Annotated in this window: 15 protein-coding genes; 7 read left to right on the top strand and 8 right to left on the bottom strand. The window is 67.8% G+C overall.

Going from position 1 to position 12,203, the window contains the following annotated elements; genetic code table 11:
- Positions 1–8: 8 nt before the first annotated feature.
- From ACLZOT_RS31465 to ACLZOT_RS31450, 4 genes are all read right to left on the bottom strand, one after another.
- The gene (locus ACLZOT_RS31465) at positions 9–521 is read right to left on the bottom strand and encodes an NUDIX domain-containing protein (protein WP_416972506.1); all 513 of its coding nucleotides are present in this window, start codon (positions 519–521) and stop codon (positions 9–11) included.
- A 703-nt stretch (positions 522–1,224) separates the two neighbouring features.
- Positions 1,225–1,452, bottom strand: a complete 228-nt coding sequence (locus tag ACLZOT_RS31460) for a hypothetical protein (RefSeq protein WP_416972505.1) — start codon at positions 1,450–1,452, stop codon at positions 1,225–1,227.
- Complete coding sequence (locus tag ACLZOT_RS31455; protein WP_416972504.1) at positions 1,449–1,679, bottom strand: hypothetical protein; 231 nt, start codon at positions 1,677–1,679, stop codon at positions 1,449–1,451. Before ACLZOT_RS31455 ends, ACLZOT_RS31460 begins: the two co-directional genes overlap by 4 nt.
- Positions 1,676–1,936, bottom strand: a complete 261-nt coding sequence (locus tag ACLZOT_RS31450) for a hypothetical protein (protein WP_416972503.1) — start codon at positions 1,934–1,936, stop codon at positions 1,676–1,678. Before ACLZOT_RS31450 ends, ACLZOT_RS31455 begins: the two co-directional genes overlap by 4 nt.
- A gap of 354 nt (positions 1,937–2,290) precedes the next feature.
- Here ACLZOT_RS31450 and ACLZOT_RS31445 point away from each other — a divergent pair, with 354 nt between their 5' ends.
- Both ACLZOT_RS31445 and ACLZOT_RS31440 read left to right on the top strand, forming a co-directional pair.
- Positions 2,291–3,139 carry a helix-turn-helix domain-containing protein gene (locus ACLZOT_RS31445; protein ID WP_416972502.1) on the top strand — a complete coding sequence of 283 codons (849 nt, stop codon included), beginning with the start codon at positions 2,291–2,293 and terminating at the stop codon, positions 3,137–3,139.
- A complete protein-coding gene (locus ACLZOT_RS31440) occupies positions 3,136–3,336 on the top strand; it encodes a DUF397 domain-containing protein (protein WP_416972501.1) in 201 nt (66 codons plus the stop codon). The genes ACLZOT_RS31445 and ACLZOT_RS31440 overlap by 4 nt, the downstream gene beginning before the upstream one ends.
- 423 nt (positions 3,337–3,759) lie before the next feature.
- Here ACLZOT_RS31440 and ACLZOT_RS31435 read toward each other — a convergent pair whose 3' ends face one another.
- On the bottom strand, positions 3,760–5,157 hold the full coding sequence (locus ACLZOT_RS31435; RefSeq protein WP_416972500.1) for a cystathionine beta-synthase: 1,398 nt from the start codon (positions 5,155–5,157) through the stop codon (positions 3,760–3,762).
- A gap of 138 nt (positions 5,158–5,295) precedes the next feature.
- Here ACLZOT_RS31435 and ACLZOT_RS31430 point away from each other — a divergent pair, with 138 nt between their 5' ends.
- On the top strand, positions 5,296–6,294 hold the full coding sequence (locus ACLZOT_RS31430; RefSeq protein ID WP_416972499.1) for an SGNH/GDSL hydrolase family protein: 999 nt from the start codon (positions 5,296–5,298) through the stop codon (positions 6,292–6,294).
- On the opposite strand, the gene ACLZOT_RS31425 is transcribed toward ACLZOT_RS31430, so the two are convergent.
- Positions 6,291–7,007 (bottom strand): class I SAM-dependent methyltransferase, encoded by a 717-nt coding sequence (locus ACLZOT_RS31425; protein WP_416972498.1) that lies wholly within the window; start codon positions 7,005–7,007, stop codon positions 6,291–6,293. The two genes, ACLZOT_RS31430 and ACLZOT_RS31425, sit on opposite strands and share 4 nt — an antisense overlap.
- An 84-nt stretch (positions 7,008–7,091) precedes the next feature.
- On the opposite strand from ACLZOT_RS31425, the gene ACLZOT_RS31420 reads away from it, so the two are divergent.
- From ACLZOT_RS31420 to ACLZOT_RS31410, 3 genes are all read left to right on the top strand, one after another.
- On the top strand, positions 7,092–7,850 hold the full coding sequence (locus ACLZOT_RS31420) for a maleylpyruvate isomerase family mycothiol-dependent enzyme (protein ID WP_416972497.1): 759 nt from the start codon (positions 7,092–7,094) through the stop codon (positions 7,848–7,850).
- Positions 7,851–7,978: 128 nt separating this feature from the next.
- Positions 7,979–9,199, top strand: a complete 1,221-nt coding sequence (locus ACLZOT_RS31415; RefSeq protein WP_416972496.1) for an acetyl-CoA C-acetyltransferase — start codon at positions 7,979–7,981, stop codon at positions 9,197–9,199.
- 306 nt (positions 9,200–9,505) lie between these two features.
- A complete protein-coding gene (locus tag ACLZOT_RS31410; protein ID WP_416972495.1) occupies positions 9,506–10,288 on the top strand; it encodes a hypothetical protein in 783 nt (260 codons plus the stop codon).
- Between the two features lie 144 nt (positions 10,289–10,432).
- Here ACLZOT_RS31410 and ACLZOT_RS31405 read toward each other — a convergent pair whose 3' ends face one another.
- Positions 10,433–10,744: a hypothetical protein gene (locus tag ACLZOT_RS31405; protein ID WP_416972494.1), complete on the bottom strand. Its 312-nt coding sequence runs from the start codon at positions 10,742–10,744 to the stop codon at positions 10,433–10,435.
- A gap of 114 nt (positions 10,745–10,858) precedes the next feature.
- Between ACLZOT_RS31405 and ACLZOT_RS31400 the strand changes: the two genes are divergently transcribed.
- On the top strand, positions 10,859–11,086 hold the full coding sequence (locus ACLZOT_RS31400; protein WP_416972493.1) for a DUF4287 domain-containing protein: 228 nt from the start codon (positions 10,859–10,861) through the stop codon (positions 11,084–11,086).
- Positions 11,087–11,183: 97 nt separating this feature from the next.
- Here the strand turns inward: ACLZOT_RS31400 and ACLZOT_RS31395 are convergent, their stop codons facing one another.
- A complete protein-coding gene (locus ACLZOT_RS31395; protein WP_416972492.1) occupies positions 11,184–12,077 on the bottom strand; it encodes a Bax inhibitor-1/YccA family membrane protein in 894 nt (297 codons plus the stop codon).
- Positions 12,078–12,203 lie beyond the last annotated feature (126 nt).

The raw sequence follows: 12,203 nt of genomic DNA, 5'->3' as shown, positions 1-12,203 counted from the left end.
GTAACTCCTCAGCGCGGCTCGGGAGTCGACCAGCCGTTTTCGAGGTAGGCCGGGAAACGACGAGAGTCGTTGAGGACAGCGAAGGCCGCATGAATCCGCCTGGCGGTGAGCTGCGTCGTGTACGCCTCCAGCTTGGAGACCTTGACGAACTTGAAGTCCGTCAACTCCGGCTCCTCGCCCTCCTGCGGCTGAGGGAGGACGATTTGAATGCCGTTCGGCACGGTACCGCAGTCCCAGACGAAGTTGATTCCCTCGGCCGATCCCGTCTCGTCGTTCCGACGCACATAATCCGTCAGGAGAAGGTTCGTCGACCGGACGTTCAGTCCAGTTTCTTCGTGGATCTCGCGCTGAAGCGCCTCATAAGGCGCCTCGTCCCCCTCAGCAGAACCGCCCGGGAGATTCCACTTGTAATCCCCGTAGTTCTTTCTGACCAGCAGCACTTCCCCCTCCTCGTTCCGGATCATCCCGAGTGCCCCCACACGGCGGCGAGGCGGTTCGGTGAAGCTGACATCTTTGTGCACGTTTCCCCCTCCGGAAAACGGATTACTGAAGTCTCACCTCGGCGAGGCGAGGTAGTCCCCTTGCCCGGACTCGAACCGGGGTCTCTGTGCCGTCTGCGGGTTGAGCGACCGCGACAGCCAAAGCACATTGTGTTACTTGTGAATCATCAGGAGGTTGTGCTTACCACCAGTTGGTTGGCGGTCATTGGCTCTTCCGTATTGAGCTACAAGGGGCCGATATTAAGTTGTGAGTCCCCTTCCCTGGTTTCGAACCAGGCTCTTCCAACCTGAGCTAAAAGGGATCGGGTTTCCCCTGCCGAGGGCCGTTCAGTAACCCTCGGCAGGGGGCCTACTCCACACCGCTTGGCACCCCGGAGTAGGCATTTCCTCTCACCGGTACGGGGAGACCGGTAAGAGGTGGTCCCCACTACTGTGGCTCGTGATCACAATAGGGAGGTGGCGCCCTGCCCTGCTGGCCTTGAGCAGCCCTGGGGGAAATGAAGACCACCCAAGCAGATGCCAGCAGGACAGGAGACTAGCTAGACAGAGAACCAAAGGGCTCCCAGTAGGAAACCGGCGACCAGGGCAATGCCATGCGTTGCCAGGAATTCCAGTGCTTCGACGCGCGCCTTTCTCATAGCTCTGCTTCCTTCTGTTGCGTGGGGGATGACCGCCCCTGCCGAGGACCAAGAGTCGCGAAATGTAACCCGGCAGGAGCGGAGATTCATTGTAGGGGAAAGTTGCCCCGACGCTGGGCCTCACGGAAAGGCCCTAGCTTATTGAGCTGACGTTTTTCGTACGGGGTCGCCGGGCGAAGCCGCGCCTTAGGCGCCTTCCACGGTTTTCCGTAGGGGCGTTGAAGCATCACGTTTACGCTGTCGATCTTCTTGACAACTTCCGCGACCATGTCCTTTTCTCGGTCGTACACGATCGCCCCCACCTCGAAGGTCATAGCGAGCACTCCCTATAACCCTTTGCGGCGATAGCCCCGTTGAGGCCCTCCGACAGCGCCAAGATCTCGATTTTGTTCGGGGGTACCTCCCACTCCAGCCCACCCCTGATTGGGCGGAGGCAGACACGACCACCGATGTTCCCCGTTACCTTCCCTACGCAGTTGGTGCGGGTATCCCGCGCAATCTCTCCGCGCTGGGGCATCCTGGGTTCCTCGGGGCCGGTCATGTGTCCTCCCGGCTCGGCTCATGCGGGTGCTGGCTGATCAATGCGTTGGCGTACTGCACTCCCAGCACTGACCCCACGTCCCGCTGCACCTCGCGGAACTGGTGGATCTCGGAGCACAGCCGGCACTTCGCATGCGGCACGGGCTCAAGGTCGGCAGGCGCCGCCCCCTCCAAGAAGAAGGGCCCGTCATCCTGATCCTGCAACCTGAGGAACGTCCTGGAGACGATCAGGGCCTCCAGCTCCTCCAACGAGCCCATGGCCCGCCCTTCTCCTAGTTCGCCCATGGTGGGCAAGAGCGCCTGCGTCCTCCTTGTAAGCCGTATGCGCGCGGCTCCGAGGTCACCCGTCGACCGCAAGACCCGTTGGCGCTCCGTCACCGAACTTGGCACCGCCGTCTCGGCGGTCTGTGTACGCTGTGGCGGCATACCTGACCTGGGGATGGGAAGGGTATGGATCACGGGAACCTCGGAAGTCTCGCGCTTCTCCTGCTGGGGCATCACTCACTGTCCGTGCCTCAAGAGTTACGGCTCAGCCCGCCGCGCAACAGGGGGTTGGCCTTAACAACGCAGCTGTTAAGAAGCCTGAGACACGGAGGTGGCACGCTCGTGCCCATGGAGAGTGACAGCGGACAAGCCGAAGTCAGCTTGCTGGCCTTCTTCGGCACGCGGGTACGCAAGGAGCGCGAGGCACGGGGGTGGTCGCAAGCGAAGCTGGCAGAGAAGATCCACACCTCAGCTGCCCTGATCAGCTACATCGAGAAGGCTAAGCGGGTGCCAACGGCCGACCTGGCTCGTGACCTTGATGGGGCGTTCGGAACTGATTTTTTCGTGGGGTTCTACCCGTTGGTGATCAGGTACGCCTACCCCTCGTGGTTCCTCCCCTTCATCGAGCTGGAGGCGCAAGCTGCCCGACTCCGCGTATTTGAGTCGCAGATCATCCCCGGCCTCTTGCAGACTGAGGACTACGCCCGCGCAATGCTCATGGCAGTTCGTCCAGACAACCTTGATGACCTCGTAGCAGCTCGCATGACGCGCCAGGCAATCTTTGAGCGCCCGGAGCCACCACAGTGCTGGTTCATTTTGGACGAGCAGGCTCTACGCCGATGCATCGGTGGCCCTCAAATAATGGCAGCTCAGCTTGAGCGCCTACTGAGCGCGGGCAAAGATCCACGAACCGTAATTCAAGTTGTGCCGGACGAGGTACCAGCCCACCCGGGGCTTGCCGGGCCGTTCACTCTCCTGGCCTTCGAGCATGAAACAAAAGGCTCGGGGACTGCCGCGCCCAAGCCGCCCCATGATGTGCTTCACGTAGACGGCTTCTCTCAGGGTCGGACGGCCCTGGACTCGGACGAAGTCAACGAAGGCGCCCGCGCCTATGATCTGTTGAGAAGCTACGCGCTGTCACCGGAGGCGTCGGCCGATCGCATCAACAAGTACGTTGAGAGGTTGAAAGAGAGATGATCAACGGAAGCAAGCTGCCTGTCGGCTGGCGCAAGTCCAGCTACAGCAGCACCAACGGAGGCAACTGCCTTGAGGTTGGGGAAGGAGTGTCTGGTGCCGTTCCTGTCCGTGACAGCAAGGTCCCGAACGTACATCTGCACCTCACACCTCGCGCCTTCGCCGGGCTCGTCGAGTTCGCTCGCAGCGCCGCCGTGTAGGAGCTTGACCAGCGGCCCCATCTCTCTAGCCCCGTCGGAGAGGTGGGGCCTTCTGCTGTCACGGAACCGCCGCCTAGGATGGCCGAGAGCCCCCACGCTGTCCTTGTGGGGGGCTCGCCTTGTCTTCAAGCGCCCGCAAAGCCATCTAGGATGGCCGAGACCCCCCGCACTAACCTTGCGGGGGGTCTCGCTCTTAGGAGTGCTCTGAGACAGCTCAGCCCACCTGAGGACTGATCACAGCCCAGACCTCATCCCAAGACTCTTCTGTGATCTGCGGGAGGAGCTTCTCCAACTCCCTCGCAACCCACTTCTCCCGATCTTGCGGCAGCTCAAACGTGTCAGCCATCAGCGGCCTCCTACTGGTTGTGTCGTTCAGCTGAACGCGACCACTGATGGCTACTGACACCAAAAGTTCAGGTCAGGTCATGCTGTGGTGGTCGCGAGGAACGCCAAGAGATCTTGGCGGGTGACGATCCCTGAGGGCTTGCCGTCCACCAGGACGACCGCCGCATCACGGCCTTCAAGGGCCGCCATCAATCGGGCTACCGGTTCGCCCGCTCCAACTACCGGCAGCGGCGCGGACATGTGCTTCTCCAGCGGGGTGTCAGGCGAGGCTTGCGTGACGTACAGAGCGTGAAGCAACTCGCGCTCTTCAACAGCCCCAATGACTTCTCCAGCCATCACATCCGGGTGTCCGGCTCCTGGAGCAACGACGGGCATCTGCGAGACGCCGAACTCTCGCAGCACCTTGATGGCCTCCCCCAAGGACTCAGAGGGGTGCATGTGCACGAAGTTCGGGATGCCCGCTGCCTCAGCTTCTCCCTTCTGTGCGAGGACCGCGCCTGCGGTCGGGGTCTCTGTCTTGGGCTCGTCAAACCCATGTTGACAGATCCACTCGTCGTTGAAAATTTTACTAAGGTACCCGCGCCCGCTGTCCGGCAGCAGCACGACCACGACGTCGTCCGGCCCGAGCCGCTCGGCGACCCGCAGCGCGCCCACGACGGCCATCCCGCAGGACCCGCCGACGAGCAACCCCTCCTCCTTCGCGAGGCGCCGCGTCATCTGGAAGGAGTCCTTGTCGGAGACGGCGACGATCTCGTCGGCGACGGTCCGGTCGTAGGCGGTGGGCCAGAAGTCCTCACCGACGCCCTCGACGAGGTACGGCCGCCCGGAGCCGCCGGAGTACACGGAGCCCTCGGGGTCCGCGCCGATGACCTTGACCTTGCCGTCGCTCGCGTCCTTCAGGTACCGCCCGGTGCCGGAGATCGTGCCGCCCGTGCCGACGCCGGCGACGAAGTGCGTGATCTTCCCCTCGGTCTGCTCCCACAGCTCGGGGCCGGTGGAGTGGTAGTGGGAGAGGGGGTTGTTCGGGTTGGAGTACTGGTCGGGCTTCCACGCGCCGGGCGTCTCACGGACCAGCCGGTCGGAGACGTTGTAGTACGAGTCGGGGTGCTCCGGGTCGACGGCGGTGGGGCAGACGACGACCTCGGCGCCGTACGCCCGCAGCACGTTGATCTTGTCGGTGCTGACCTTGTCGGGGCACACGAAGATGCACTTGTACCCCTTCTGCTGCGCCACGATCGCGAGCCCGACGCCGGTGTTCCCGCTGGTCGGCTCGACGATGGTGCCGCCCGGCTGGAGCGCCCCGCTCTCTTCCGCCGCCTCGATCATCCGCAGGGCGATGCGGTCCTTCACGGAACCGCCCGGGTTGAAGTACTCCACCTTCGCCAGGACGGTCGCCCGGATGCCCTTGGTGACGCTGTTGAGCCTCAGCAGCGGGGTGTTGCCGACGAGGCTGATCATCGAGTCGTGGAATTGCACCGTTGTCTCCGGTTGCTTGCAAAAAACGTGGTTGTGATGGTGGCCAGCCTAAACGTGTTCACTCTCGGGTGAGATTGGCCGACGGGTCGTACGGGGCAAGGAGAGGTTGTACGGCGACGAGGGAGGTGGCGGGCAGGTATGACGAGCATGTCGAGGGCGAGGGTGGCCCGGCGGATCGCGGCGGGCGCGGCCTACGGCGGTGGCGGCATCGGGCTGGCCGGCGCGGCGGCGGTGGGCCTGCTGCTGGCGGAGGCGCGGTGGGCGCGGCGCCATGTGGAGAACGGCGCGTCCGCCCGGGTCCCGCAGGCGGACGGCGTGTACGGCGCCGGCTACGCGGCACCCGGCGAGGCGCCCCTGCGCCTGGTGCTCCTCGGCGATTCCACGGCGGCCGGGCAGGGTGTGCACCGGGCCTCCCAGACGCCGGGCGCGCTGCTGGCCTCGGGCCTGGCCGCGGTCGCCGAGCGCCCGGTGCTGCTGCGCAACGTCTCCCTGCCCGGCGCCCAGTCCGACGACCTCGACCGCCAGGTGGCCCTGGTCGTCGGCTCCGCCGAACAGGTGCCGGACATCTGCGTGATCATCGTCGGCGCGAACGACGTCACCCACCGCATGCCGCCGACCCGTTCGGTACGTCACCTGTCGTCGGCGGTCCGGCGGCTGCGCACGACCGGCGCGGAGGTCGTCGTCGGCACGTGTCCCGACCTCGGCACGATCGAGCCGGTCGGGCAGCCGTTGCGCTGGCTGGCCCGCAGAGCCTCCCGGCAGCTGGCGGCGGCCCAGACGATCGGGACGGTCGAGCAGGGCGGGCGGACGGTCTCGCTGGGCGACCTCCTCGGCCCCGAGTTCGAGGCGAACCCCCGGGAGCTGTTCGGCCCCGACCACTACCACCCCTCGGCGGAGGGGTACGCGACCGCCGCGATGGCCGTCCTGCCCACCCTGTGCGCGGCCCTCGGCCTGTGGCCGTCCGAGGAGGAGCGTCCGGACGTCTCCCGCCGCGAGGGCTTCCTCCCGGTGGCCCGCGCCGCCGCCGAGGCCGCGGCGGAGCCGGGCACGGAGGTGACGGCGGCGATGCCGACCGGCCCCCGGGGTCCGTGGGCGCTGCTGAAGCGCCGCCGCAGGAGGCTGCCGCAGACGGCCTAGGCCGGGCGGAGGCGGTGGTGCCGGACGCCGTCCTGCTCGGTGACGGACGTCGTGGTCAGGCCGGCGGTCTCGGCGAGGTGCTCGAAGCGGTCGTACCAGTGCAGGACCCACGGCCGGTCCTCGACGACGCTGTCCGCGCCGTGGTGGCGCTCGTAGCGCAGCAGGGTCGTCTGGGTGCGGGCCTGCTCGTCGCGCCGCTCGGACACGACGGAGACGCGCAGCTCCGCGCCGTCGGGGGCGGTGACCGTACGGACCGCGCCGATGGTCTCCGGTGCGGTGGGCGTCGGTGTGAAGAGGGGGATCAGGGCCGTCCCGCCCTCGTCCAGGTGGGCCCGGATGCCGCGCAGCGCCGCGAGGGCGGTGGCGTCGTCGGGCAGCAGATTGAAGGTGGGCCCCGCGAGGAAGACCGCGCGGTAGCGCCGGGGCAGGTCCAGGGCTTCCATGCGCTGGTGGTGAACGGTGACGCCGATGCCCTGTACGTCCGCCTCGCGCCGCAGCCGGGCCAGCATGTCGGCGGAGGAGTCGACCCCCTCCACGTCCAGCCCGCGCCGCCGCAGTTCGAGAAGGGGCTCACCGTCTCCGCAGCCCAGCTCCAGCGCCGGACCACCGGCCTCCCGTACGAACGCGTCGTACAGGCCGGGGTCCTGGGAGTACGCCTTGAGGGGGGCGTAGAGGTCGGCGACGATGCCGGTGTAGAAGTCAGCTGGGTCCACGCGGGGACCCTACGCAGGGGACACCCGCCCGTTCACCCGAATAAATCACTGCCCGGCACCGGACACCCGGTGCTAAAAAGCGACGTGCACACGACACTCTCCTTCCCGGACCTCCTGCGCCTCATCGACGAACGCTCCACCGCGTTCCGTACGGCCGTCGCCGCCGCGCCGAGTCTCGACGTACAGGTCCCCACGTGCCCCGAGTGGACGCTGGCCGACCTGGTCCACCACATCGGGGAGGGGCGCCGGCGCTGGGCGGCGATCGTGCAGGCGGGGCCGGCGGACGCTCCCCCGCCGCCGGTGACGGCCGAACTCCCCGAGGACCGGGCGGCCCACTCCGAGTGGCTCGCGGAATCGACCCGGCAGCTCGTGGACGCCCTCGCGCAGGCGGGCCCGGACCAGGGGTGCTGGACCTGGTGGCCGGCCTCCCAGTCCCCCCGGACGGCGGGCGCGGTGGCCCGGCACCAGCTCCAGCAGCTCCTCGTCCACACGTACGACGCCCAGCTCACGGCGGGCACGCCCCACACGCTGCCGGCGGAGATCGCCCGGGACGGCGTGGCGGAGTTCCTGACGACCTGCTGCGCGACGACGTCCCCGTGGCCGCACGCCCCGGCCACCCTGGACTTCCTCACCACGGACGCCCCCGCCTGGCGCCTGACCCTCTCCGCCGAGGGCGCACGGGCCACCACCCCGCCCACGGCCACCCCGCCCACGGCGTCCGTCGAGGGCACCGCCGAGGAGGTGGTCCTGTACCTCCACGGCCGGGCCCCCGTGTCGTCCCTGAAGGCAGAAGGGGACGTCACGGTCTTCGGGCGGCTGGAGGAGTGGGAGCCGGAGGCGTAGAGAGCCGGGAGGCGTCCAAGCAAGCGCTTAGACAATTGCGGCCAGGGTCACACGGTCATCCCCGTGACCAACCCCATACGTACGGGTAACTTCCAATCACCAGATCCTCGAACGCCCATGGAGCCGTGATGCCCGAAGCCGTGATCGTCTCGACCGCCCGCTCCCCCATCGGCCGCGCCGGCAAGGGCTCCCTCAAGGAGCTGCGCGCCGACGACCTGACCGCGACGATCATCCAGGCCGCGCTGGCGAAGATCCCCGAGCTGGACCCGAAGGACATCGACGACCTGATGCTGGGCTGCGGCCTGCCCGGCGGCGAGCAGGGCTACAACCTGGGCCGCATCGTCGCCGTACAGATGGGCCTGGACCACCTCCCGGGCTGCACGGTCACCCGCTACTGTTCCTCGTCGCTCCAGACGAGCCGGATGGCGCTGCACGCGATCAAGGCGGGCGAGGGCGACGTCTTCATCTCGGCCGGCGTCGAGACGGTCTCCCGGTTCTCGAAGGGCAGCTCGGACGGCCTCCCGGACACGACGAACCCGTTCTTCGCCGAGGCGCAGGCGCGTACGGAGCAGGTCGCGCAGTCGACGGGCGCGAACTGGCACGACCCGCGCGAGGACGGCCTCGTCCCGGACGCGTACATCGCGATGGGCCAGACCGCGGAGAACCTGGCCCGCTCGATGGGCGTGACCCGCCGCGACATGGACGAGTTCGGCGTCCGCTCGCAGAACCTCGCCGAGGAAGCCATCAAGAAGGGCTTCTGGGAGCGCGAGATCACCCCGGTGACGCTGCCGGACGGCACGGTCGTCTCGAAGGACGACGGCCCGCGCGCCGGCGTCACGATGGAGGGCGTGGAGGGCCTGAAGCCGGTGTTCCGCCCCGACGGCCTGGTGACGGCGGGCAACTGCTGCCCCCTGAACGACGGCGCCGCCGCGGTCGTCGTCATGTCGGACACGAAGGCCCGCGAGCTGGGCCTCACCCCGCTCGCCCGGATCGTCTCCACCGGCGTCTCCGCGCTCTCCCCCGAGATCATGGGCCTGGGCCCGGTCGAGGCGAGCAAGCAGGCGCTGAAGCGCGCGGGGCTCGGCATCGACGACATCGACCTCGTGGAGATCAACGAGGCGTTCGCGGCGCAGGTCATCCCCTCCTACCGCGAGCTGGGCATCGACATCGACCGCCTGAACGTCAACGGCGGCGCCATCGCCGTGGGGCACCCCTTCGGGATGACCGGCGCGCGGATCACCGGCACGCTGATCAACTCCCTCCAGTTCCACGACAAGCAGTTCGGCCTGGAGACGATGTGCGTGGGCGGCGGGCAGGGCATGGCGATGGTCATCGAGCGGCTCAGCTGAGCGGTGCGTCGGACGGCCTTCCGGGGCGCGAATGACAGCCGTACGTAGTCGAATTGACACTTGACGTAGTAGTCGGCCCGGAGTATGGGATTCCCCCGAACTCCGGGCCGATTTGTGATCCAATCTCACCCAGGATGTGACCTATCTCCCTGGCCACCACAATTCCCCAGCTCAGGGCCGTTCCACCCACCCCCTCCGGGCCCAAAGTCCTGTCCGTTTCGTGACGTTACGCACTGACAGTGGGAGAGTCCGCCCGCCAAGCTGAGGTAGGAAGTCGGGGGTCGACTTTGAACCGGGAGTACGTCAGTGAGCGCCTTGCCGATCGCCCTGCTGGTCACCACGGCCGCCACCGGTGCCGTGGGTGTCGCCGTCCTGCGCACCCTGCTGGCGCTGCGCCGCCAGGTGAAGGCGCTGAGCGTCCAGCTCGCGGACAACCACGCCGCCCTCGCCCATGGCCTCGTACCCGCCGCGCGCACCTCCGACACCGACGGGATACGTGCCGCCGTCGCGGAGGCCCTCGCGGAGGAGCGGGAGCGGGAGCTCGCCGAGGCGCGCGCGTTCTGGGCCGCGCAGGAGGCGCGTGACGTCTCCGACGCGCCCTCGCTGCTCGGGCTGCCCGACAGCGAGCTGTTCCTGCCCCGGCAGAGCGACTTCGTCGGCCTGGAGCCGGTGGGCGAACTCCCCGCCGACGCGGACGAGTTGACCGCCGGCGACTCCCCCGAACTGGCCGCGGCCCGCCGCCGCCACCCCTCCCACCCCGACTTCGTCCCCGTCCAGTCCCCGGTCATGGGGGACCACGAGCGGACGGTGTCCACACTGGAGGACCTCGCGGCGGCCCGCGTGGAACTCACGGACGTCCGCCCGGGCCCGCTGGGCACGCTCGACGTCTACGTCTTCGCCGACGGCACGACCCTGTGCATGACGCCGGGCCACCGCGAGACGGCCGAACGCCTGGCCTCCGCCCTGACCGCCGGTCACGCACCGGTCCTGCTGGGCGGCTCGGGGATCTCGGGGGCGTACACGCTGACGTTCGAGTGCGGCGAGGAGACGGTGTACATCCTGGCGGACCGGGTGATAGCGAGCTTGTGAAGGTGGGCAGCTGCGGGTGGTTCGTGGTTGCTCGCGCAGTTCCCCGCGCCCCTAAAGACAAAAAAACCGACGGTGACCGTCGTCTTTTAGGGGCGCGGGGAACTGCGCGAGCAACCCCCACGGCGGGTCAGCCGCGTACGAACCTCAGACCCCCGCACTCTTCCGCGCCTCCTCCACCACCCGCACCGCCTCCTCAACCTCCTCCGCACTCCTCAGCACCACCGCCAGATCATGCGCAGCCACCGTGATCTGATCGGCGACGGCGAACATCCCCGCATCAGGCATCACCCGAGCCTCAGCCCCCGGCTCCTCAACGGCCTGCGCCCACCGGGCCAGCTCCTGGGCCAACCGCAGAGCCTCAGCGGCAGCGCCCCGCTGGAGGCGACTCTGGGGCGCCGCCCTCAATCGATCCGCGAACAAATCAACCGCGCGCAACAACGGCGTCGTATCCACCACGCCGCGAGCCTACGCCACCGAAACTCCCCGGGTACGGGACTGTTGCCAACGGGCGAACCCTCAGGCACGGTGACCTGAAGGACCGGCTTACACCCGAACGCCCCGGAGGCGCCGATGTCCCAAGTCTTCTCCGAGGAGACCCATCGCAACCTGCTCGCCCGCATCCCCCACTGCACCGGTCGTGAAGTGTCCGACTGGCTGCGCACCGTAGACGAAGGCCCCGCTCTCCGCTTCGACGAGAAGGTCAGCTGGCTGCGCCACGAACACAACCTGGCGTACGGCCACGCGAAAGCCCTCATCCACGAGTACGACCTGAGGAGGGCCGCGCGCAAACTCCGGTAGCCGCGCACCGGCGCCCACGCATGAAGGGACCCCGCGGCGCGAACCGCGGGGTCCCTCTCAGGTACTACCTGTTGACTACCTCAGGACCAGGTCGGGACTAGTCGTCCCCGCCCTGGAGGATCGCCAGCAGCCGCAGGAACTCCATGTAGATCCAGACGAGGGTCATCGTGAGCCCGAACGCCGCGAGCCACGCCTCCTCGCGGGGAGCGCCGTACGCGATGCCGTCCTCGACCTGCTTGAAGTCCAGCGCGAGGAAGCACGCGCCGAGCAGGATGCCGATGATCCCGAAGACGATGCCGAGGCCGCCGCTGCGGAAGCCGAGGCCGTCACCGCCGCCGAAGACCGAGAACAGCAGGTTGATGGCCATCAGCAGCACGAAGCCGAGCGCGGCGGCCATGACGAAGCCGTAGAAGCGCCGGTTGACGCGGATCCAGCCGGCCTTGTAGGCGACCAGGACACCGGCGGACACGGCCATCGTGCCGAGCACGGCCTGCGTGACGACGCCCGCCGAGATGTACGTCGACACCGTCGCCGAGATGACGCCGAGGAAGACGCCCTCGAAGGCCGCGTACGCCAGGATCAGCGCGGGGGCCGGACGCTGCTTGAAGGACTGGACGAGCGCCAGCACCATCGCGATGAGGCCGGCGCCGATGGCGATGCCGTACGACTTGTTGAGGTTGGCCTCGTCGACCGGCAGCAGGAGCCAGGCGAGGACCGCGGTCACGATGACCGTGCCGAGCGTCATGGCGGTGCGGGAGACGACGTCGTCGATCGTCATCGCGCCGGACGCGGCGGGGGCCTGCGGCGGTGCGCCTTGCTGGGTCTGCTGGGCGTACGGGTTCGTCGCGTAGGGGTTACCCGCCTGCTGGGCATACGGGTTCGCCTGCGTGGCGACAGCGGGTCCCCCGGCCTGCGGCGCGGCGTTGAAGCCCGCGTAGCCGTTGTCGCGGCTGAAGCCCCGTCGCGAGAAGACCGGGTTTCTGCTCCTCATTTCACTCCTCCATGGCCACCTCGCGTGGCCTTGGCATCAAGAGTAATGGAACGGCAAAAGATTGACCCTAGTGCTTGAGGAGGATCTTTCTCCGCCGTGGTTGCTCCAACACGCTACGCGGTTCCT

The organism is Streptomyces sp. 4F14, from assembly GCF_048159485.1.
GTDB lineage: Bacteria > Actinomycetota > Actinomycetes > Streptomycetales > Streptomycetaceae > Streptomyces.
Note: the sequence above shows the minus strand (reverse complement) of the source record. Positions and strands in the feature narration are given on the sequence as shown.

What these genes read in the sequence shown, in the direction of transcription:
- ACLZOT_RS31455 (WP_416972504.1), bottom strand. Translation starts at nt 1,679, where the DNA reads ATGACCGGCCCCGAGGAACCCAGGATGCCCCAGCGCGGAGAGATTGCG.
- ACLZOT_RS31415 (WP_416972496.1), top strand. Translation starts at nt 7,979, where the DNA reads ATGCCCGAAGCCGTGATCGTCTCGACCGCCCGCTCCCCCATCGGCCGC.
- ACLZOT_RS31440 (WP_416972501.1), top strand. Translation starts at nt 3,136, where the DNA reads ATGATCAACGGAAGCAAGCTGCCTGTCGGCTGGCGCAAGTCCAGCTAC.
- ACLZOT_RS31395 (WP_416972492.1), bottom strand. Translation starts at nt 12,077, where the DNA reads ATGAGGAGCAGAAACCCGGTCTTCTCGCGACGGGGCTTCAGCCGCGAC.
- ACLZOT_RS31430 (WP_416972499.1), top strand. Translation starts at nt 5,296, where the DNA reads ATGACGAGCATGTCGAGGGCGAGGGTGGCCCGGCGGATCGCGGCGGGC.
- ACLZOT_RS31445 (WP_416972502.1), top strand. Translation starts at nt 2,291, where the DNA reads ATGGAGAGTGACAGCGGACAAGCCGAAGTCAGCTTGCTGGCCTTCTTC.
- ACLZOT_RS31400 (WP_416972493.1), top strand. Translation starts at nt 10,859, where the DNA reads ATGTCCCAAGTCTTCTCCGAGGAGACCCATCGCAACCTGCTCGCCCGC.
- ACLZOT_RS31460 (WP_416972505.1), bottom strand. Translation starts at nt 1,452, where the DNA reads ATGACCTTCGAGGTGGGGGCGATCGTGTACGACCGAGAAAAGGACATG.
- ACLZOT_RS31450 (WP_416972503.1), bottom strand. Translation starts at nt 1,936, where the DNA reads ATGGGCTCGTTGGAGGAGCTGGAGGCCCTGATCGTCTCCAGGACGTTC.